At 36.5% G+C, this 22542-nt stretch carries 20 protein-coding genes; 6 read left to right on the top strand and 14 right to left on the bottom strand.

Going from position 1 to position 22542, the window contains the following annotated elements; translation table 11 throughout:
- Nucleotides 1-69: 69 nt before the first annotated feature.
- Nucleotides 70-1245 (top strand): BamA/TamA family outer membrane protein, encoded by a 1176-nt coding sequence (locus F598_RS0110335; RefSeq protein WP_019038976.1) that lies wholly within the window; start codon nt 70-72, stop codon nt 1243-1245.
- Between the two features lie 14 nt (nt 1246-1259).
- Here F598_RS0110335 and F598_RS0110330 read toward each other — a convergent pair whose 3' ends face one another.
- From F598_RS0110330 to F598_RS0110300, 7 genes are all read right to left on the bottom strand, one after another.
- Nucleotides 1260-1742, bottom strand: a complete 483-nt coding sequence (locus F598_RS0110330) for a glutathione peroxidase (RefSeq protein WP_026302651.1) — start codon at nt 1740-1742, stop codon at nt 1260-1262.
- A gap of 56 nt (nt 1743-1798) precedes the next feature.
- Entirely contained in the window at nt 1799-2365 is a 567-nt protein-coding gene (locus tag F598_RS0110325; protein ID WP_019038974.1) for a TlpA family protein disulfide reductase, read from the bottom strand.
- Nucleotides 2366-2442: 77 nt separating this feature from the next.
- On the bottom strand, nt 2443-4710 hold the full coding sequence (locus tag F598_RS0110320; RefSeq protein ID WP_019038973.1) for an aconitate hydratase: 2268 nt from the start codon (nt 4708-4710) through the stop codon (nt 2443-2445).
- A gap of 228 nt (nt 4711-4938) precedes the next feature.
- A complete protein-coding gene (locus tag F598_RS0110315) occupies nt 4939-5892 on the bottom strand; it encodes an AAA family ATPase (protein WP_019038972.1) in 954 nt (317 codons plus the stop codon).
- Between the two features lies 1 nt (nt 5893).
- Entirely contained in the window at nt 5894-7273 is a 1380-nt protein-coding gene (locus tag F598_RS0110310; RefSeq protein WP_245539786.1) for a peptidylprolyl isomerase, read from the bottom strand.
- Nucleotides 7274-7310: 37 nt separating this feature from the next.
- Nucleotides 7311-8168 carry a hypothetical protein gene (locus F598_RS0110305; protein WP_019038970.1) on the bottom strand — a complete coding sequence of 286 codons (858 nt, stop codon included), beginning with the start codon at nt 8166-8168 and terminating at the stop codon, nt 7311-7313.
- Nucleotides 8158-10089 (bottom strand): peptidylprolyl isomerase, encoded by a 1932-nt coding sequence (locus F598_RS0110300; protein ID WP_019038969.1) that lies wholly within the window; start codon nt 10087-10089, stop codon nt 8158-8160. Before F598_RS0110300 ends, F598_RS0110305 begins: the two co-directional genes overlap by 11 nt.
- Nucleotides 10090-10205: 116 nt before the next feature.
- Here F598_RS0110300 and F598_RS0110295 point away from each other — a divergent pair, with 116 nt between their 5' ends.
- Both F598_RS0110295 and F598_RS0110290 read left to right on the top strand, forming a co-directional pair.
- Nucleotides 10206-10658, top strand: coding sequence for an SRPBCC family protein (locus F598_RS0110295; protein ID WP_019038968.1), 453 nt, complete (start codon nt 10206-10208; stop codon nt 10656-10658).
- 53 nt (nt 10659-10711) lie between these two features.
- Complete coding sequence (locus F598_RS0110290; protein ID WP_026302649.1) at nt 10712-11257, top strand: OmpH/Skp family outer membrane protein; 546 nt, start codon at nt 10712-10714, stop codon at nt 11255-11257.
- A 76-nt stretch (nt 11258-11333) separates the two neighbouring features.
- Here the strand turns inward: F598_RS0110290 and guaB are convergent, their stop codons facing one another.
- The 4 genes from guaB to F598_RS0110270 form a co-directional block, all read right to left on the bottom strand.
- Entirely contained in the window at nt 11334-12800 is a 1467-nt protein-coding gene (gene guaB / locus F598_RS0110285) for an IMP dehydrogenase (RefSeq protein WP_019038966.1), read from the bottom strand.
- A 109-nt stretch (nt 12801-12909) separates the two neighbouring features.
- Nucleotides 12910-13449, bottom strand: coding sequence for a hypothetical protein (locus F598_RS0110280; protein WP_157595002.1), 540 nt, complete (start codon nt 13447-13449; stop codon nt 12910-12912).
- A gap of 151 nt (nt 13450-13600) precedes the next feature.
- A complete protein-coding gene (locus F598_RS0110275) occupies nt 13601-14353 on the bottom strand; it encodes a carbonic anhydrase family protein (RefSeq protein WP_019038964.1) in 753 nt (250 codons plus the stop codon).
- Nucleotides 14354-14744: 391 nt separating this feature from the next.
- The gene (locus tag F598_RS0110270; RefSeq protein WP_019038963.1) at nt 14745-18179 is read right to left on the bottom strand and encodes a methylmalonyl-CoA mutase family protein; all 3435 of its coding nucleotides are present in this window, start codon (nt 18177-18179) and stop codon (nt 14745-14747) included.
- A 190-nt stretch (nt 18180-18369) separates the two neighbouring features.
- Here F598_RS0110270 and F598_RS0110265 point away from each other — a divergent pair, with 190 nt between their 5' ends.
- The 3 genes from F598_RS0110265 (at nt 18370) to F598_RS0110255 (ending at nt 19998) form a co-directional block, all read left to right on the top strand.
- Nucleotides 18370-18753 carry a hypothetical protein gene (locus F598_RS0110265; RefSeq protein ID WP_157595001.1) on the top strand — a complete coding sequence of 128 codons (384 nt, stop codon included), beginning with the start codon at nt 18370-18372 and terminating at the stop codon, nt 18751-18753.
- Complete coding sequence (locus F598_RS0110260) at nt 18714-19226, top strand: T9SS type A sorting domain-containing protein (RefSeq protein WP_157595000.1); 513 nt, start codon at nt 18714-18716, stop codon at nt 19224-19226. Before F598_RS0110265 ends, F598_RS0110260 begins: the two co-directional genes overlap by 40 nt.
- Before the next feature lie 67 nt (nt 19227-19293).
- Nucleotides 19294-19998 carry a DUF4197 domain-containing protein gene (locus tag F598_RS0110255; RefSeq protein WP_026302648.1) on the top strand — a complete coding sequence of 235 codons (705 nt, stop codon included), beginning with the start codon at nt 19294-19296 and terminating at the stop codon, nt 19996-19998.
- On the opposite strand, the gene F598_RS0110250 is transcribed toward F598_RS0110255, so the two are convergent.
- The 3 genes from F598_RS0110250 to rplT all read right to left on the bottom strand — a co-directional run bounded on the left by F598_RS0110250 (nt 19995) and on the right by rplT (nt 22512).
- The gene (locus F598_RS0110250; protein ID WP_033408607.1) at nt 19995-20807 is read right to left on the bottom strand and encodes an alpha/beta fold hydrolase; all 813 of its coding nucleotides are present in this window, start codon (nt 20805-20807) and stop codon (nt 19995-19997) included. The genes F598_RS0110255 and F598_RS0110250 overlap by 4 nt on opposite strands.
- A 70-nt stretch (nt 20808-20877) precedes the next feature.
- The gene (locus tag F598_RS0110245; RefSeq protein ID WP_019038958.1) at nt 20878-21648 is read right to left on the bottom strand and encodes a helical backbone metal receptor; all 771 of its coding nucleotides are present in this window, start codon (nt 21646-21648) and stop codon (nt 20878-20880) included.
- A 519-nt stretch (nt 21649-22167) separates the two neighbouring features.
- Nucleotides 22168-22512 (bottom strand): 50S ribosomal protein L20, encoded by a 345-nt coding sequence (gene rplT / locus F598_RS0110240; protein WP_019038957.1) that lies wholly within the window; start codon nt 22510-22512, stop codon nt 22168-22170.
- Nucleotides 22513-22542 lie beyond the last annotated feature (30 nt).

The following is a 22542-nucleotide window of genomic DNA, read 5'->3' as shown; positions in this document are numbered from 1 at the left end:
TGTTAACCGTTTACTTCAAAGGGTGATAAGTTATAATAAACAACTAGTTTTGGCCTTTAATATTTTTACATGAGAAAAATTAACAGCTTTATTCTAATCTGCTTTTTAAGCATTAACATTACTTCTTTAGCTCAGGAGAAAGAAGAATCAAACAAAGATACCTTCAAATTTCTAAAAGATTACGTCAATAAAATTGTGAACGACACTGTTTCACAAGAAAAATCTCAGTTTTTTATGTATCCTATTGTAGGTTATCGCCCTGAAACTGGTGTCGAATTTGGTGTTGCTCCGCTTTATGTCTATTATGCCAATGAAGACACGTCAAATCGTTTAAGTGAAATCAATGCATATGGGTTTTTTACCTTAAAATCTCAATTCGGTCTAAGAATAGACCACGCTATATATTCAGACCAGGATAAGTGGTTTTTCTTAGGTGATTTAGATTTTGAACAGTTCCCGATTAAATACTATGGTATTGGGAATGATGTGCCAGAAGATAACATCGCTTTAGTAGATGCTACCCAAATTCGGATACGAGAGCGTGTACTTAGACGCTTGTCTAAAGATTTTTATCTGGGACTTGAAACAGATTTTGTAAGCTTAAATAACGTCACCTTTGAAGATCCAGATAATGAAAATCGACAAGCTGATATTAATATTCCTTTCGGTTCGGAAGGAACAACCAACTTAGGTATAGGCGCAGGACTTGTTTTTGATCAAAGAAGAAATGTACTAAATGAGCGTAATGCCTTTTTTAGCGAAGTCGCCTATTTGAACTACAATACGTTTTGGGAAAGTGATGTAGAATATAGTAGTATTATATCAGATACGCGCTATTTTAAATCACTTAATAAGCGAAATGTTATCGCTATGCAACTATTAGGTGAATTTAATTTTGGCGGTGAGGTGCCGTTCAACCAGCTATCGCAAATGGGCGGAAAAAATATTATGAGAGGATATTTTAGAGGCCGATTTAGAGATGAAAATCAAATTGCCTTTCAGGCAGAATATAGATTACTTCCTCTAAAACTTGGCTTCTCCGATAGGATTGGAGCCACTATTTTTGGCGGTGTGGGTGATGTTTTTTCAGAATGGAATGACTTAAGTGTAAGTGACATCAAATGGGCAGCTGGAGTTGGAGCTAGGTTCTTATTGTTCCAGCAAAAGGACGTCTATCTCCGCGTTGACTATGCGATCACTCCAGATGAAAATGGATTTTATATAGGAGTTGGTGAGGCCTTTTAGAGCTCACCAACTTTTTATTTTTCTATCCAATCTATGATTTCCTGATCCATTGGTGAGGTTTGAGGAGAAATCACTTTCTCGAGTTCACCTGATTCATTTAGCAGGTATTTCTGAAAATTCCACTCTACCTGACTATCCATCTTCTCATTCCATGACTTATCGGTCAAGAACTGATAAACATCGTGTTTGTCTTCTCCTTTCAAGATGATTTTACCCATCATTTTAAAAGTTACTCCATAGTTTTTGACACAAAATCTAGAGATATCTTCGTTACTCCCTGGCTCCTGCCCCATAAAATCATTGCTTGGAAAACCTATAATTGCGAAATCGGAATCTTTATAGGTCTCGTGAAGTTCTTGTAATTGTTCGTATTGAGGGGTTAGCCCACATTGTGAAGCGGTATTCACAATCATTACTTTTTTACCTTCCAGGCTTGAAAAATCAAAAGTTTCTCCCTTGATATCTGTTGCCATGAATTGATGTATGCTATTATTCATCTTTTTTATTCAAAGTTAAATCATTTTGAAAGTTGAAACGCAGAAACAATTGGTCTTTACTTTAATTTATCAATTGTGGTTCTTACAGTCTTACTATTCCAGTTAGCTGCTCTGGTTTTTTTCATAACAATTTCACCTGTAGCATCAATAAGAAAAGTAGTAGGTAAACTATTACTCATCAAAGCTTCAGGGGGAGAAGAAATAAGATAATGCGGCGATATGGCACTGTTTTCATCTTTAAGAAATGCTCTTACCACACTAGGGTCTTCAGAAGTGATAAAATAAAAATCGATCTCATTCTTGTAATCAGCATATAATTTTTCAAGATCCGGTAATTCTGCAATACAAGGAGCACACCAGGTAGCCCAATAGTTCACCAGCATTATTTTCCCCTCAGATTGTGATACATTGATTTTATCTCCATTATCATTTTTGAGGACCCAGTTGTAATTTTTTAACACTTGCCTTTCATCTTCTTTGATTTCAGTTGGGCTAAAAGCCACAACCCGATTCAGCATAATCTGTATTGGCTTTCGAGTTTGAGGAATAATAATGAGAAGAAGTATACTTACAAACAGAATATTACTCCAGTGCTTTGACCAAAAACTTTGTTGTTGAGACATCACCAATCAATTGCAATAAAAAGAAGCCACTCGCTAAAACGAATGGCTTCTAAATTATTAATGTTAAGCTTTATAGATTAAGCTTTATTATTTTTCTTAATCATATTCAGTGCAGAACCTTCTTTAAACCATCCAATTTGAGTCTCATTGTAAGTATGATTTGCTTTAATGGTATCTTTTGAACCATCAGCATGAACGATTTCAATCGTTAATGGCTTATCTTCTGCAAAGTCTTTAAGATCGATAAAGTTGAATGTATCATCTTCTTGTATCAGATCATAATCGCTCTCATTATCAAATGTAATTCCGAGCATTCCCTGCTTTTTCAAATTCGTCTCGTGAATTCTAGCGAAAGACTTTACTAACACAACTCTTACACCTAGATGTCTAGGCTCCATAGCCGCATGCTCTCTTGAGGAACCTTCGCCATAGTTATGATCACCAACAACTACTGTAGGAATGCCCTCTGCCTTATAAGCACGTTGTGTTTTTGGAACTGCATCGTATTTCCCATCCAACTGACTTTTTACAAAGTTAGTTTTCATATTAAATGCGTTGACTGCTCCAATTAAACAGTTATCAGAAATATTATCCAGGTGTCCTCTGTACTTTAACCATGGTCCTGCCATAGAAATGTGGTCTGTTGTACATTTTCCGTGAGCTTTAATCAATAGTTTAGCTCCGGTAAGATTTTCTCCATCCCAAGGATCAAAAGGTTCTAAAAGTTGAATTCGGTTGGAATTTGGATCTACTTTCACATGGATGCTACTTCCATCTTCTTTTGGAGCTAAATACCCGTTATCTTCTACATCAAAACCAAGTTCTGGCAACTCAATTCCTTGAGGAGCATCGAGCTTAACTTCTTCTCCGTCTTCATTTATCAATGTATCATTCATAGGATCAAAATCCAAACGTCCAGAAATTGCAATAGCGGCTACCATTTCTGGAGACCCTACAAAGGCATGTGTATTTGGGTTTCCATCTGCACGCTTAGAAAAGTTTCTGTTGAAGGAATGAACAATCGTGTTCTTTTCTTCTCCTTTTCTATCACTTCTGTCCCACTGGCCAATACACGGTCCACAGGCATTGGTGAAGATTGTTGCTCCAAGGTCTTCAAAAACCTTAAGCAAACCATCACGTTCCGCTGTAAATCTTATCTGCTCAGATCCGGGATTAATTCCAAAATCTGATTTTGGGACTAATTTTTTATCAACCGCCTGTTTCGCAATCGAGGCTGCACGGGTAAGATCCTCGTAAGAAGAGTTGGTACATGAGCCAATCAGACCCCAGTCTACTTTAATTGGCCAGTCGTTCTTTTTTGCTTTTTCTCCAAGCTCTCCAACTGGAGTGGCTAAGTCTGGCGTAAATGGTCCATTAAGGTGAGGTCTTAACGTAGATAAATCAATTTCTATCACCTGATCGAAATACTGCTCAGGGTTAGCATAAACCTCATCATCTCCTGTAAGGTGTTGTCTTATTTTATTAGCCTCATCTGCAATTTCATTTCTGTCTGTTGCTCTTAGGAAACGCTCCATAGAATCGTCATATCCAAAAGTAGATGTCGTAGCTCCTATCTCAGCTCCCATATTACAAATGGTTCCTTTACCTGTACAAGATAAGTTTTTGGCTCCCTCTCCGAAATATTCAACTATACATCCGGTACCACCTTTAACAGTAAGGATTTCTGCCACCTTCAAAATAACATCTTTAGCAGCTGTCCACCCCTGTGGTGCACCAGTTAATTTAACTCCTATCAATTTAGGGAATTTAAGCTCCCATGGCATTCCAGCCATAACATCTACGGCATCTGCACCACCTACTCCAATTGCAACCATACCAAGTCCTCCAGCATTTACAGTGTGAGAATCGGTTCCAATCATCATACCGCCTGGAAAAGCGTAGTTTTCTAAAACAACTTGGTGAATAATTCCAGCTCCTGGCTTCCAAAATCCAATACCATATTTACTGGAAACAGACTCTAAGAAGTCAAAAACTTCATTACTGGTCTCGTTGGCTTTTTGAAGATCTTTTGCAGCTCCCTGCTTCGCCTGAATTAAGTGATCGCAGTGTACAGTAGTTGGAACTGCTACATTATCCTTACCGGCTTGCATAAATTGCAAAAGGGCCATTTGAGCAGTAGCATCCTGACATGCAATACGGTCTGGAGCAAAGTCAACATAGTCTTTACCTCGAGTAAATTTTTGGTTGGGTTTATTCTCCCATAGGTGAGAATAAAGAATTTTTTCTGAAAGTGTAAGTGGTTTACCAACAGTCTCACGAGCCTGATCAACCCTTTCTGACATTTGGCTATACACTTTTTTTATCATATCAATATCAAAAGCCATAGTATATAATTATTTAGGCTGCAAAAATAAAGCTTTTGAATGAGTTTAGAAAATGTGCAAGATTAAAGCGAAAATTCTGACAATATTTTAGACTTAATGGATTTTTAATATATATAATTGCCAGATTTACATTATTATCAAAATAAAATTGATAATTTGACAATAAGAACCTCAAGTTTAAGCCCTCAAGAGCAGTGCTCAGCACAATTTAGATTGAATTTTAATTATTTAAATCAATTTATTGATAATATCCTCAATAGAGATGGATTCAGCCTCTGCTTTATAGTTTCTGACTACACGGTGTCTTAATATTGCGATGGCTACCGCTTGAATATCTTCAATATCTGGAGAGTATTTTCCTCTGGAAGCAGCATAAGTTTTGGCGGCCAACACCAAATTTTGAGAAGCTCTAGGTCCTGCTCCCCAATCTACATAAGTATTAATAAATTCAGAACTTTCTTCTGAATTTGGTCTCGTTTTACCTACCAGACCAACAGCGTATTCGATAACATTATCTGCTATTGGCATTTTTCTAATTAACTTTTGAATACTGATAATTTCCTCAGGTGAAAACAGAGCATCAATTTGAATCTCTTTGTTTTGAGTCGTTGCTTTAACCACATCTACTTCTTCCCGAAACGAAGGATAGGTGAGGTTTACCTCAAACATGAATCGGTCTAACTGTGCCTCAGGTAGCGGATAGGTTCCTTCCTGCTCAATTGGGTTTTGAGTGGCAAGCACAAAATAAGGACTAGCTAATAGGTAGTTTTTCCCACCTACGGTTACTGCTTTTTCCTGCATGGCTTCTAGAAGCGCCGCTTGAGTTTTTGGTGGTGTTCTATTGATTTCGTCTGCCAGCAAGATGTTTGTAAATACAGGACCCTTAAGAAATTTGAAAACTCGGTTTTCATCAAGTATTTCAGAACCAATTATATCGCTTGGCATTAAGTCTGGTGTAAACTGAATACGTTTGAAGTCTAAGCCTAAAGCTTTGGAGATTGTGTTTACCATAAGGGTTTTAGCCAAACCAGGTACTCCTACTAAAAGAGAATGGCCTCCGGAAAAGACAGAAAGCAATAAAGTTTCAATTACCTTATCCTGTCCAACGATAACTTTTGCAACTTCAGATTTTAGGTTATTGAATTTTTTTACAAATTCATCCAATTCAGTTACGTCCGACATACTATTGTTTTATCCAAGATTTAGCAAAACCACAAGCCCTGTAATCACCGTTGATTTTAATGTAAGTATCTTTTACTTTAGACTCTTTCCAGGCTTGAATCTCCTTCAATTTTTTTTGCTGCAAAGCTAGCTCTCTAATCCGCGTATAATCCTCGCTGAATTCAGCTATGTGTTCAGGTATTTTTTTAGTAACCGTGATTAACTTGAAAAAAACTTTTGCAGTTCTAGGTTCAGAATCTTTAATCACTGGAGAAACCTCATTTTCTTTAAGATTAGAGACTTGGTCATAAATTGTAGGATCTACTTTAGTTAACTCAAATCTTCGGTCTCCTGTTGCACTATTAATGAGCTGCCCTCCACTTTCTCGGGTCTCTTTTTCATCAGACACTTCTCTAGCTGCATCTCTAAAGCTTACTTCTCCATTAATAATCTTTTCTCTCACCAGTTCGATTTCCTTTTTCGCTTTTTCAACAGCCTCAGAACTGATTTCAGGGTAAAGCAAGATATGTCTCACATCGACCTGTTGACCTCGTATTTTTTCTACAGTTAAAATATGCCATCCAAATTCAGTCTCAAAAGGCTTACTAATTTCACCCTCCTGCAAGCTGAAAGCGGCATCTTTAAATTCTTTCACAAAATTATCATCTCTAGAGAGAGTTATTTTCCCGCCCTGGCTTCGAGACCCTCTATCTTCAGAATAAAGAACGGCTTTGGTGGCAAAACTTCCTCCAGATAAAACATCGTCTCTAAAAGAGTTAAGTCTATCGATCACAGCCTGACGTTCTTTTTCTCCAACCTCTGGTTTAACTATGATTTGAGCGAGTTCTACTTCATCACTGATCAATGGGATCTCATCTTCAGGAATCGCCTCAAAAAAATCTCTGGTTTCCTCTGGTGTAATTTCTACGCCATCCACTATAGACCCCTGCATTTCTTCGGCCAGCATTCGCTGTGTGTTGATTTCATTAAGCTGTTCTCTTAATTCATCCTCAGTGTCGATTTTGTAGAAACTAAGGAGGCGTTCCATACTCCCCACCTGACTTACGAACTGATCGATTTGCTGTTCAGTGAAACTTTCCACTCTAGCGGGGTTAAAAGGCAAACTATCTTGCTTGGCATGATGAGCAAAAAGTTTATTCTCCATCAGGGTTTCTGCAACATCACAATAAGAGATGTCGCCAATTTCTTGATTGGTCATATCGAGATAAGCTTTAGAAATATCACTTTCTAAAACCAGATAATCACCTACAACACCAGCCACACCGTCAATTTTAACTCGGCCGTCCTTGGTAACTTTAGTAGCTTCCAAGATTTCTTTGCTAAAGTCTGAGTCCTTTAAAAGATTGTCTTTTTCATCTATCGTAACTTGTGCCACACTCATAGTACTTATAAGCATCAGTCCTAAACACGATATTATATTAGTAAATTTCAAATTCATTATTTTTTGTAGCATCTTTTGTAATCTCTTTTTCTATTTTTTTTGAAATATTCATTTTCTTTCGATTGATTAAAATTTGCTCAATCGTTGGTCTCACATAACTCAATGGTGCCTGATCATTTCTTCTTAACACCGATTCAATAAAGATATAAAAAACCTCATCTTTGCTGTCTATTTGAATGAAATGATCTGACTTTAATAATTCAGATTTCTCGACTTCGATGTTTTTACTTTCTTCGAATTCCTTAACCACATCAGAAGTTCTCACCCAAATAGAATCGTTTAAAGATAAAGATTTGAATTCCAAAGATTTCTCTTGCAATGATAGCATATCTTCAGGATTAAAACGTAAGAATTGGCGTTTTATGTCTCGTAGAGACTTCATTTCTTTGTCTAATTGTAAATATCTTAATTGAACTAAATCTTCATTCAATTTGAAATTTGATTTGTTTTCTTCATAGTAAGAACTGACATCCACCGAATCTACAGTGTTAACTAACTCCCTTTCAATCAAAGCGTCTTTATAAGCTTTTTTAAATAACTGCTCCTCGTACTTTCTAGACAAATCCCGAAAGTCATTTTGTTGATCTACTGGTAGATTGAGTCTTGCTCTGTCTAAAAGGAGCTTATCGGTTGCCCAACTTTGGATATAGGCTTTAGCAGCCAAAGCGCTATCTTCCTCAGATAACCCTTCAGAAATATGATCCTGAAGCTCTTCTGTTGAAAGGTAGTGATTGTTTACTCTGGCAACAAATGGGGTTGTATCCTTTTCTGAAAATAAGGTGCAAGCCGATAGACACAGTGCTATGGATGTATATAAAAAATATTTACTTTTCAAGTTGCTCTTTTAAATTTTGGACTACTTCATTTTCCACCTCAACATCGTATGTTGACCTCAGGTTAGAAATTAATAGATCCTCTCTTTCTTCCTGAAGAAGGCTAATGATTCTTCCATTCACCTCTTTAAATTCAAGAAGCCTGGAATCTTTTACCTCAACCACATTCATTAATAAATATTGCCCGAGATGCTCATAAATTCTACTCACCCCCGCTTTCATTTTGAAACGCTTTGGAAGTTTTGAAGACACTTTTTCTAAACTTACATTCTCCATAATGATATCCTTAGCGTAGGCTACAGATGTGGTATCGTTTACTTTCTTTTCTTTAAGTTTTGATCTTAATTCCTTTAGAGATGCTTTGCTTTGAGATGTATACAATTGTCCTCTTACTTCTGCAGGTTTGAAAAATTTTGAGGTTTTGGATTTGTAATATTCTTTTTGAGCTAAGGTATCTTCAGCAACGGGCTGCCATACCTGAGAATTCATATAATCGAAAATCAAAATACCATTTTTATACTCCATAATACGATCTCCAAAGTCTGGATCGATCTTGGGGAGTTGAGTTTTATGATATTCCAGAAGTTTTTTGTATACAAGTTCGTCGATGGCCTTATCTAAGACAACATCACGGTCTGGTATTTTAGAGAGCGTACGCTGCTGACGCTCCAGATACTCCCCAAAAGTCTTCACATCGACGGTTAAATCTTCAACTTGTATAATTGTTTTAGAAGCATCCCCTTCAAGAGGTTCATACCTCCATTTCCCCTTATCAAAGCTTTCATCCAATAAGGTTATAAAATAGGCCTTGGCTTCTGAATTAATATCCACTGTATAAAGCTGTTCCAGATCTTCTCTAATTTTTGATACTAATATTTTTGATCTTGAAGAGCTTTTGAGCCTTTTTTTATAGTCTTCTTTAACCTCTACATAAGGCTGTAATGGAATAATTTCAATTAGTTTAACAATATGCCATCCAAACCTAGTTTTGAAAGGCTCTGTATAATCCCCAGGGTTTTCCAATGCGTAGGCCTGATTCTCATATTCTTTGGAATTTAAGCCTCCCAAAGTAAAAGCTGATATATAACCGCCTTTACTAGCAGAGTTGGGATCCTGACTGTATTGTTTGGCTAACTCATGAAAATCTTCTCCACTTTGTAAACGTGCATATATCTTTTGGATTCTTAATTCTGGATCCTGTAGCGAATCGCCAGGTAATAGCATTATATGCGCAGTTTTCAATTGCCCCTTAGAAGGCCTTTCACCTGTTTTCTTAATAATATGATAGCCAAAATCTGAACGAACAGGGTTTGATACTTCACCGACTTCGAGATTGTATGCAGCATTTTCGAACTCATAAACCATCTTAAACGTGTTAAACCAATTCAAATCCCCTGCATTTTTCTTGACTGAAGGATCCTCGGAATATTGAATTGCCAAACGCTCAAACGGCTCTCCTTCATCTATCCTTTTTTTGATCATCAAGGCTTTTTGATAGGTTTCAACGGTATCTTTTTCGTGCTTAGGAAGATTTAATAAAATATGGCTTGCTCTTATTTCCTTTTTCGTCCTGTCATAGGTCTCTTTCACCATTGCTTCGGTTACTTCACCATTGGAAATATAGCTATCTGCAATTTGCTTATAGTACCTCTGAAATTCTTTTTTGAATTTCTGTAGAGTATCCAATTGTAGATCGTAAGCTGATTTTAATTTCAACTGGAAATTGATGTAACGCTCCAAATGTTGCTCAATAGATTCTGAAGACGACTCGATTATATCGGCATTTTTCTGATAAGAATTCAAAAATTCTCCAACGCTAAACTCTTCGTGATCAATAGTAAAAAGAGTTTCATTTTTAATTTGTGCATGAGATATTAAGTTGAAGCATAAGAAAACAATACAAAAACTAAAAAGTGGCTTCATTTTTTTTGAAATTTAAAGGCAAAAGTAACAAAAATGCCAATGCAGACAATGTTTAAGTTTTTTTAAAATATCACATAATCCAACAGCTTTAATCAATTTAAAACTAAACTTGTAGTATGAAATATTCTACAGAAATCATCATACAAAAACCTAGACAGGAAATTATTGAGGTATTTGAAAATTCGGATCTATTACCTCATTGGCAAAGAGGCCTAAAACGAAGTCGTGTTGTAAGTGGAAAAGCCGGTGAGGTAGGTAGCAAACGTAAGTTATACATCAGAATGGAAGGTCAAAATATCAAAATGACGGAGACTATATTGAAGAAAAAATTGCCGGAAGAATGGCATGGAAAATATAGCTCCAAAGGCATGGAGAGCATTCAAAAAAATTACTTTGAAGCCCTTACAAGCAATGAAACTAAGTGGACATCTTACAGTGAATTCAAGTTTTCTGGGTTTATGAAATTGGTAAGTACTATACTCCCAGATATCTTCAAAAAAAGGTCAGTTTTAGTACAGCAGGATTTCAAAGCATTTATAGAAGAAGGTAAGAGTGTGAAAACAAACTAAGTAGGTTTGTTTTATAAATATTATTGACTTTATTTGTAAAAAATTTTTAAAAAATGAAATACGTAATTTGCATGGTTATGTTTGCTTTAAGCATAACATCTTTTTCACAGACGAAAGTCGGTACGGTCAACAATGAATACATTTTATCTCAAATGCCAGAGATAAAGGATGTAGAAGAAAAGCTAAAAGTCTATAGTGCAAAATTAGATAGCACTATACAAGTCAAGTATGAAGACTATCGTGAAGTTGTGGCTGCCTACAATGAGAAAGAGGAAGAAGGTATGAATGATGTGATGAAAAAAATCAAGCAAAGGGAAATAGTAGACCTTGAAGAAGACTTGAAAAAGCTTCAACAAAATTCATCACAAATGCTTCAAATACAGCAAGAAGAATACCTGAGGCCACTATACAATAAAATTGGAAAGGCTATTGAAGAAATCGTGAAGGAAGAAGGCTTTACCCAAATTTTTGATGAGAATAACAGTATCATCTATATTGATCCAAAATTTGATCTTACTTTAAAAGTGTTAGACAAACTTGGTATTGAAGTAAAGGAAGAAGCTTCTGAAGTTGTTCCTGAAGAAAATTCTGGAAATTAAAATACATTATTCACCCATAATTAAAAAAGCTCGAAAATGATTTTCGAGCTTTTTTAATTTGATATCTCATTCAGTTTTATCGGCTATAATTTGGAGCTTCTTTAGTAATAGAAACACTATGTGGATGACTCTCCATCACTCCCGAAGCAGTGATTTGTACAAACTCACCACTATCTTTTAGAGCCTCTATATCTTTTGCACCGCAATATCCCATTCCAGCTCTCAATCCGCCTATGAATTGCACCATGCTTTCAACGAGCTCGCCTTTATAAGGCACCCGCCCAACAATACCTTCTGGAACCAATTTTTTAATGTCATCTTCCACATCCTGGAAGTATCTGTCTTTAGATCCTTTATCCATGGCTTCAATGGAACCCATTCCTCTATAAGACTTAAATTTTCGGCCTTCGTAGATAATAGTTTCACCTGGAGATTCTTTGGTTCCCGCTAGCAGCGATCCTAACATCACACAGTCAGCTCCACCAGCTATGGCTTTAGGAATATCACCTGTATAACGAATTCCGCCATCTGCAATAACAGGAACGCCAGATCCTTTAATGGCTTCAGCTACTTCCATGACAGCAGAAAGTTGTGGAAACCCAACACCAGCGACAATTCTAGTTGTACAAATAGAACCAGGCCCTACTCCTACTTTTACGGCATCTGCCCCAGCATCAACCAGGTATTTAGCAGCTTCTCCAGTAGCGATATTTCCAACCACTACATCAAGCTTCGGAAATTCTTTTTTTATGAGTTTCAGAACATCAACCACCCCTTTAGTATGGCCGTGTGCGGTATCGATGACAACGGCATCCACACCAGCATTCACAAGAGCTGAAGCACGATCTACAATGTCGTGAGTTACACCCAGAGCTGCAGCAACTCTAAGACGACCATATTCGTCCTTGTTAGCTGAAGGTTTTTGGGTCAATTTTGTAATATCTCTAAACGTAATTAAACCTACTAGTTTATTATGATCGTCAACAACTGGCAGCTTTTCAATTTTATGACGCTGAAGCACGACTTCAGCTTCTTTAAGAGATGTTCCTTCACCAACAGTCACCAAATTTTCAGTAGTCATCACCTCTTTAATAGGACGATCGTTTTTCAATTCAAATCTTAAATCACGATTAGTCACAATGCCTATCAGCTTATGAGCATCATCCACAATAGGAATTCCTCCAATACTGTGCTCTCTCATGCTATCATTCGCATCCTTTACTGTAGCGGTGATCGGCAGAGTGACAGGATCTATAATCATCCCGCTTTCTGCTCGCTTAACTCGTCGGACTTTTAAGGCCTGCTCTTCGATAGTCATATTTTTGTGAAGAACCCCTATACCTCCTTCCTGAGCAATCGCAATGGCCATTCTAGATTCTGTTACCGTATCCATGGCAGCAGAAACAATAGGAACATTAAGTGTTATATTTTTAGTGAATTTGCTTTGAATGCTGACTGTTCTGGGAAGAACATCTGAATAAGCTGGAACTAAAAGAACATCGTCGTAAGTGAGACCAAGCCCTTTGACTTTTGAATTTGTCATCGCAATTAGATTTAATTGCGTGCAAATATACGTCATTTAGAATTAAGCAGTTAATACTTTATGCTTAAGTTTGAAAATAGGTAGTCGAATCTAAGATTCAAAGCTTCCATTAATTTTTTAACTGTAAAGGAGGGTGATGTTCTAATCCCATTTCTTTCAGTTTTTGCGCTCTTCTTTCGCTATGTAGAAATCCTAACTTAGTTAACTCTTCATTGTTAGCATCTTTCAAAAAGAGATCTAACTTTTGTTCCAAACCATATCTCAACTCTTCTATAATGTCGTGCTTTACATCACCTTCAAGATCAGATTCTATGTATTTCTGAAATCGCCAGGGGTGAAAAAAACCAGCTTGAGCTGCTAAATCCTTAGATTCTTCGGCAGATTTCCAAATGTGATAACCTACACGATCCCAGGAATAGGTTATTTGTAAAAGGGCTTTGTTGACGGCAAGGAACTCCTGATTCAATTCATAATTTAAGATGACAATAAGTGAATCTACATAATCTTTAGTTTCTCCACCATTTTCTAGGTGGCTCACTTTAATACGATCAAAATCCTCTTCAGATATTTCAATCTTGAATTCTTCATCTAAGTATTCATACTCCTTATCTATCAAAGTGTTTTGGAATAAACCTTCTGTTCTATCCACAGCTTGCGAGTATGAAGGATAAAAACAAAGGAAAAGCATGAAAACTATCAGTGGTTTCCATGCTTTTTTTAAACAATTCATTTTCAAGGTTATTATCAAAATTAAGGGATCTGACTCTGGATTTGTAACTACATCTAAAATAAATCATCACTTAATCCATGAACTCAATTTTACCTGTATCCATGTCGTAAACACCTCCAATTATCTTGATCTCTCCATTAGTTTCCATTACATTTAGTATAGGGCTTTCCTTACGGATGTCATTAATGGCAGCAATCACGTTTTGTTCGCATGCCATCTGCACAAATTCGTCATTTCCTGAGGATCTATCTCCTTTATAGTCAATAGCTTCCACAACAGGTCTTATATTGGTAAGCATTGGGGTAATATTCCCAAGCTTTACATCATCTACGGCAGCCTTTATAGCTCCACAATGCTCATGACCTAAAACCATTATCAATTTAGAACCAGAGACTTTACAAGCAAATTCCATACTTCCTAAAATGTCTTCATTGATAAAATTACCAGCTACTCTGGCCACAAAAATATCGCCGATACCACGATCTAATACATCTTCTACAGGAATTCTGCTATCTACGCAAGACAACACGATTGCTTTTGGAAACTGAGCATAAGTGCTCTTTCTCACCTGCTCGGAATGATTTCTAGCGGTAAGATCGTTGTTTATAAAACGCTGGTTACCTTCCTTAAAAGATTGTATAACTTCATCTGGGGTAAGTGCTGCTTGTTCTTCTTTAGTTAATACATCCTCTATTGTACCTTGTAGCGTATCTTTTTGAACTTCTTTTTTTTCTGAATTAGCATCAGATTTAGGTTGGGTGCATGATGCGAGTAAAACACAAATGCTAAATGCACCTGTCAGAATAAACTTTATTGTTTTCATTTTTGGTTTTAAATATTGGTTTAACTTGATAAAGATAGCTTAAATACCTATACCTGAAACCGATGGCTTATTAATTAATTTGATAGATGATATAAGTAATTTTACAGCGTTTAGCGTTGAGCTTTGTTTTATCATTTAGAACCCATTTCAGGTTTATATCGCTTCCAAGAACGAAGCTGTAGATCTGAATTTTGCTAGTAATAGTAAAACCCACTTAATAATTAATCCTGAGTCGCTATCGCTCTCAGGATAAGCGATTCACATACATTACTGCTAAAATTAAATGCGAATACATTAATCCATTATGATAAAAAATCCCGATATCTCTGTCAAGACATCGGGATAATTGATTTAAACACGTTTGCATTAAATCGAAAATGTGGCTCTCTACTTACATATTTCTTCTATACTGTCCACCCACTTCAAATAAGGCTTCTGTGATTTGTCCTAAAGAACAATATTTTGTCGCTTCCATCAATTCCTCGAAGATGTTTTCATTCTTAATGGCAGCGTCCTGAATACGCTTTAAGTTTTTATCTGCTGTATTTTCATACACATTATGTAATTTCTTAAGCGTATTGATTTGAAATTCTTTTTCTTCTTCAGTCGCACGAATCACTTCTCTTGGTTTTACCGTAGGAGATCCTTTAGAACTCAAGAAGGTATTTACACCAATGATTGGAAACTCTCCGGTATGTTTTAAAGTTTCATAATGAAGACTTTCTTCCTGGATTTTACTTCTCTGATACATGGTTTCCATGGCTCCAAGAACACCTCCTCTCTCGGTTAGTCTGTCGAACTCCATTAAAACAGCCTCTTCAACAAGATCGGTCAATTCTTCGATAATGAATGAACCTTGAATTGGATTTTCGTTTTTTGCCAGACCTAATTCCTTATTAATAATAAGTTGAATGGCCATAGCACGTCTAACAGATTCTTCGGTTGGGGTGGTAATAGCTTCGTCATAAGCATTGGTATGTAAGGAATTACAGTTATCATAAATCGCGTAAAGTGCCTGTAATGTCGTTCGGATATCATTAAAATCGATTTCCTGCGCATGAAGCGATCTTCCTGAAGTCTGGATGTGATATTTCAACATTTGAGCTCTGGAATTGGCACCGTACTTATCTTTCATCGCCTTAGACCAGATACGCCTAGCCACTCGACCAATAACTGCATATTCTGGGTCGATTCCGTTAGAGAAAAAGAAGCTTAAATTAGGACCAAATTTATTGATATCCATACCTCTGCTCAAGTAATACTCAACGTACGTAAATCCGTTAGATAAAGTTAAAGCTAACTGAGTGATGGGGTTGGCTCCTGCCTCTGCAATATGGTATCCTGAAATTGAGACTGAATAGAAGTTTCTGACTTTATTCTCGATAAAATATTCCTGAACATCACCCATTAAGCGGATGGCAAATTCTGTGGAGAATATACAGGTATTTTGAGCCTGATCTTCTTTCAAAATATCTGCCTGAACCGTTCCTCTCACTACAGCAATGGTCTCCATTTTAATTTTTTGATAAACATCCTGAGGTAGCACCATATCTCCGGTTACCCCTAATAACATCAAGCCAAGGCCGTTGTTACCCTCAGGAAGGTCACCTCTGTAAGTTGGACGTTCACTTCCATTTTCTTTATAAATCTTCTTGATTTTGGCCTCAACTTCTTTTTCAAGTCCATTTTCCTTAATGTACTTTTCACATTGCTGATCGATAGCGGCATTCATAAAGAAGCCAAGTAACATAGGCGCCGGACCGTTAATCGTCATACTGACAGAAGTCATCGCGTCGGCCAAATCGAATCCAGAATACAGCTTTTTGGCATCGTCTAAACAGCAAATAGAGACTCCGGCATTACCAATTTTACCATAAATATCAGGTCTGTGATCTGGATCATTACCGTAAAGCGTGACCGAATCGAAAGCTGTAGAAAGTCGCTTAGCTGGCAGGCCAGCACTTACATAATGGAAACGTCTATTGGTCCGTTCCGGACCACCTTCTCCGGCAAACATTCTGGTAGGATCCTCCCCTGTTCTTTTGAAAGGATATAAACCAGCTGTATATGGAAATTCGCCAGGAACATTTTCCTGCAGTAACCACTTTAATAAATCCCCCCATGCTTTATATTTTGGTAAAGCTACCTTTGGAATTTTGGAATGAGATAGCGATTCGGTGTGGGTGTCAATTTTAATTTCCTTGTCTCTTACTTTAAATGTATAGACATCATCAGTATACTTTTGAACTACATTTTCCCAGTCCAGGATTTTTTCCCAATTGTAAGGATCAAAATCCATTTTGATGCGATCGAATTCTTTTTTAAGCAATCCAACCAAAGTTTCGTTGTCTGAAGTTGTTATTTCGTTCAGATGCTCTTCATCAATGCCATTTTTATTAAGCTTAAGCTGAGCGTTTGTAGAACTTTCCAGAGTTTTATAAATGCCATAAAGTTTCTGAGCTACTTCTACTTGAGAATTTGCCTTTTGATCATAAGATCGGTTGTTTTCTGAAATTTCGGAGAGGTAACGTGTTCTAGCCGGCGGAATCACAAAGATTTTCTCAGACATCTCATCGGTGATCTGGTAGTCACTTTTAAGAGTTGTCGATGTTTTTTCCGACAATTGATCCATGATTTTCTTATAAAGAATATTCATACCTGGATCATTGAATTGAGAAGCAATTGTTCCATACACCGGAAGGGTTTCAGGTTTGGCATCCCATAGGTTATGGTTGCGCTGGTATTGCTTTTTCACGTCTCTTAAAGCATCTTTTGCTCCACGTTTATCAAATTTGTTGATCGCCACTAGGTCAGCAAAATCAAGCATATCGATTTTTTCTAACTGAGTAGCTGCACCAAATTCGGGAGTCATGACATATAAGGAAACGTCGGAGTGATCCAAAATTTCAGTATCACTTTGCCCAATTCCAGAAGTTTCAAGTATAATAAGATCATAATTTGCAGCTTTTAAGACCTCTACAGCTTCCTGAACATACTTGGACAAAGCCAAATTGGATTGCCGTGTTGCTAGCGAACGCATATAAACTCTTGGTGAATTGATCGCATTCATGCGGATTCTATCTCCAAGCAAAGCTCCGCCTGTTTTTCTTTTGGACGGATCTACTGAGATAATCCCTATCTGTTTATCATCAAAATCGACTAAAAACCGACGAACCAGTTCATCGACCAATGAAGACTTCCCAGATCCTCCCGTTCCAGTAATACCTAATACCGGAACTTTATTCTTATTGTTTTTCTGAATCGATTCAAAAACTTCTAAAAATTCATCGTGCCTATTTTCAGCAATAGAAATGAGCCTGGCAATGGTATTGACGTCTTTATGATCTAAGTTTTCTTTTGTCTTTTGAGGCGCTTTCAATTCTGGAGTAACAAAGTCAGCTTGTTTCACCAAATCATTAATCATACCTTGTAATCCCATTTCACGTCCATCATCTGGAGAATAAATTCTGGTGATACCATAGGCCATCAATTCTTCGATCTCTTCCGTCAAAATGACACCGCCACCGCCGCCGAAGATTTTTATATGACCAGCACCTTTCTCTTGTAGCAAATCATACATGTATTTGAAATACTCATTATGACCACCCTGATAAGACGTCATAGCTATGGCATTGACATCTTCCTGAATAGCAGTATTGACCACTTCTTCTACACTCCTATCATGACCTAGATGAATGACTTCCACTCCTGTAGACTGAATAATGCGGCGCATCACGTTAATTGAAGCATCGTGTCCATCGAACAAAGAAGCGGCAGTTACAATTCGTATTTGGTGTTTAGGCGTATATGGTTTTTGTTGCTCCATTATAATTTTGAATTATATCTAAATTTAGGAACGTGAAATTACGAAATATCTAATTTAAAGCCCATAAATTAAGTATAGAATAACGTGGGCATTAGTTTTATTTTTAATCGTCTAATTATCAATCATTTAATAAATAATAGTATATTTACTAAACCACAAACCTTTAGCTATGAAAAATATTTACTTATTAATGCTATTAATTTCATTTAGCGGTTTCTCACAATACGCTATAGATTTTGATAGTTTCAATCTTGGTGACGTTAGCCCACAATCTAATTTTATAGAGGAATGGCCGGCTAACGGAGTAACTGATGGACAAGTGACAGATCAGGAGGCATTTTCAATGCCGCATTCAGTTGTGATAAGAGAACAGCCTGGCAATAATACATTTGATGATATTATTATGTTATTAGGTGATGAAACTGGTGGCACCTGGACGATTGATTGGCAAATGTATGTACCAATAGGGAAAACAGGATACTGGAATATTCAGGAAAGTGAGATTGCCGGTATACAATGGAATGCTGACTTTTTGTGGGGGCTACAGCTTCTGGTGGTTCTGCTGGAACAATAACACATGATCAGACGGGGACACTTGTTGATTATCCTGCCGGATCTTGGTTTCCAGTTGTTATGGAAGTTGATTTAGACAATTTGACATTTTCTGTGGATATTGCTGGTGCTAATATGTTAGACAACGTTAATTATCCTGGTACTGCCTTGGGTTCTATTAACTTTTTCTCTATAGATGTGAACAATAGATATTATGTTGATAATTTTAGATATAGTCAAGGCACTTTATCCACTTCAAATTTCAATAATTTAGAAATTTCTGTATTCCCGAACCCGGTATTGAATGACTTACAGATTAGATCTTCTCAAGTCATAGATCAAATCAAAGTATTCAATCTTTTAGGTCAGCAATTAATATCAGTAAAACCGGTTCAAAATAACCCTAAAATTAACTTCAGTAGTTATAGTAGAGGGACTTATTTGGTAGAAATAACTTCTGGAAGCCAAAAGATAGTTAAGAAAATAATTAAATAATTGACTTTTATTTAATGGTTTTAGGCCCAATCTTATTGATTAAGTTTGGGCCTTATTATTTCAATACATGAAAAAAATAGTTTTTATATTGATATTAGGTTTAATGTTACTCTCCTGCGCAGAACTTCAGCAAGTCTCTAGGGATATTGCAAATTCTAGAAGCCTTAGTGAACAGCAAGTTGCCGATGGACTTCAGCAGGCTTTATCTAAAGGCGTAGATAAGCAGGTCTCTAAACTGACCAGAGAAAACGGTTTTTACAGTAACCCCTTAGTCAAAATTGGTCTTCCAGAAGAATTATCCAAAATAGAAAGTACGCTCAGAAGTCTTGGTTTAAACAATTTAGCAGATGAGGGTATTAAGGCACTTAACACTGCAGCTCAAGAAGCAGTAGAAGAGGCAACACCTATTTTCTTATCTGCAATTCAAGACATGTCATTTGAAGACTCGAAAGCTATCTTATTGGGAGAAAACACTGCGGCAACTGCCTATCTTAGGGAAAAAACACAAATCGAATTGTATACTAAATTTGAGCCTATCATCAAGAATAACTTCCAGAAAGCAGATGCAGATCAAATCTGGGAAACCCTCATAGAAAAATACAATCAAGTGCCTTTTACCCAAAACGTCAATCCAGACTTAACGGATTATGTCACTACTCAGGCTCTAAAAGGTGTTTATAAAATGATAGAGCAAGAGGAAATTGAAATAAGGACTAATATCAACGAAAGAAGTACACTCTTATTAAAGCAGGTCTTTGCCCTTCAGGATTAAGCTTTACTTAGTTGAAAAGTATTTTGCTGTTCCAAGCTTTTAATAAAATCTATCACTTGAGAGTTAAACACTTTAGGCTGTTCAACATTAACAACGTGTCCACAGTTTTGTAAGATAAAAAGTCTGGCCTCCTGATGTGTTTCTGCTATTTTTTTGACAGCCGGTAAGAATAGATAGTCTTGCTCCCCCATCAAATAAAAGGAAGGAATACTAATTGACTTTTGTCTAAAGAATTTAAGAAGCGGGTTTATTTCTGAAGTGAGTTTGAACCAGCGAATAAATTCTTTTTGGTACAGCTTCTTGGCTTCGTTAACGAAAAGATTTCTGGACTTTTTGTGATTTCGTCTTGGCATGATGATAAAAGCAAAAAGTTTATACAAAATCATGTAAGGCACTACCGATTTAAAAATCACCCCCACGTTCATCAAGAATCTAGACCTAACATTCATTTTCATGATAGCACCACCCATAATCATACTGGATACGCGGTCTGGATAATTCTCTGCAAGGTTTCTAATCAAAATAGTACCAAGCGAAATACCCACAAAATGAGATTTCTGGATCTCATTTCTGTCTAAAACTTCCATGATATCATCAGTGATAGCATCAAACGTATAATTTTCATCCAAAGAATCTTGAAGCTTTGGATTAGAATTACCATGCCCTCTTAAATCTAAAAGGAGAATATTGAAATGTGACTTAAAAGCCCGTAATTGTTTAAACCAAATCGAGGAGCTTCCACCAGCACCATGGACAAACGTTACCCACTGAGTGGAAGTTTTATGTCGATATATGGTGTGATGAATCAAATTTCTTTTTTTTGTAAATATACACACTAATACCTTTTTGCCGGGAAAACTTAAAAAACCTATTAAAATTTTATAGTTTGTCTCTCAAAGTTCTAAAGTATTCTATGGCTTTCAACATTCTAGAACCATACCAGCTAAAGTATTCTCCGTCAACGATTTGAATTTTAGAAGCATCTAAGGGTAATTCTCCTTTATGCTTTTGTTTAAATGGGAATGGCTCTGAAGACAAAAATACATAATCAACATGCTTGAGTTGGTCTAGCTCTATTTCAGGATATCTTGATGATGAACCAAATATATTTTCAAGATTATTGAGGTTTAGCATATAATCGATGAAGGTTGAAGAGCCAGCCACCATCCATGGATCTCTCCAGATAAAATAAGCGACCTTAAGCTTAGGCATTTTGCTCATTTCAATTGTAAAGCTATCGTAAGATGACTTCAACTTATTGATGAGTTTTTCAGCTTGATCATTAATTTCGAAAATAGAAGCTAGATCCTGAATTAAACTTAGTAAATCTTCAATTGATTTAATGTCGCTAACATAGACCGGAAAAGACTGAGCAAGGCTCTCGATATGTTCTAACTCGTTCTCTTCTTTGTTGGCAAGTATGAAATCAGGCTCTAAGGTTTTAACCTTATCTACTTTGACGGTTTTGGTCCCCCCGATGATCGAAGTGCTTTTACGAATATGTTCTGGATGTACGCAAAATTTTGTGACACCGATAATTTGGTTTTCCAATCCCAAATCAACCAGCAATTCTGTAAGGCTGGGAACTAAACACACAATTTTTGAAGGTATATGCTTAATAGTTAAATCTCTTTGTAACTGATCTTTCATAAATTACAGCAGTAGTCATTTCATGAATAAAAACTCAATCTAATAGAAAATTGCGAAAATAAAAAACCCTGAAATTACTTTCAGGGTTTAGGATAGATAATAAGTTTTAATTATGCCGATGGAGCCCATGATGCACATAGCATCCCTGGAGCAGCTTTACTTGGGTGTGCACATGAATCTGTATCGTGCTTTTTACAATTAGAACAGCTTCTTTCATTTTTTAATTCAGCCTTCATATTGAATTGGTCGCAGGTATATTTTTGAGATACCAAAACTTCATGTTTACTACAAAATGTTTTTTCAACGAGGTTTGTACAGTTGCTGCAGTTGTTTGCAAATCTAATAGCCATAATATTTAAGTTTTAAAATTAATATCAATTTCTTCAACTAAGATATATAGAAAAAGAGGTGATACTGTTAAAACTCAGCAAAATCGACACAATACATCTTTGGACTGATTAAAAATAAAAAAAGCGCCTAAATAAATAGACGCTTCTAAATTGCGATAATGATTAAAATTTATTTGACTTGGTCGACTACAGCTTTAAAAGCTTCTGGATTATTCATAGCTAAATCCGCTAAGACTTTTCTATTTAATTCAATGTTATGAGCTTTTACTTTGCCCATGAATTGCGAATAAGACATTCCGTGTAATCTCGCTGCAGCATTTATTCTAATGATCCAAAGTGATCTGAAATTTCTTTTCTTGGTTTTGCGGTCTCTATAAGCATATAACATTGCTTTTTCGACTGCATTTTTGGCTACTGTCCAGACATTTTTACGACGTCCGTAGTATCCTTTAGCTTGCTTCATTATTTTTTTTCGTCTTGCTCTGGAAGCGACAGAATTTGTTGATCTTGGCATAATTTAAGTTTTTTGTAGTAGGCAGTTACT

It is taken from the genome of Psychroflexus tropicus DSM 15496, from assembly GCF_000378765.1.
Lineage (GTDB): Bacteria > Bacteroidota > Bacteroidia > Flavobacteriales > Flavobacteriaceae > Psychroflexus > Psychroflexus tropicus.
Note: the sequence above shows the minus strand (reverse complement) of the source record. Positions and strands in the feature narration are given on the sequence as shown.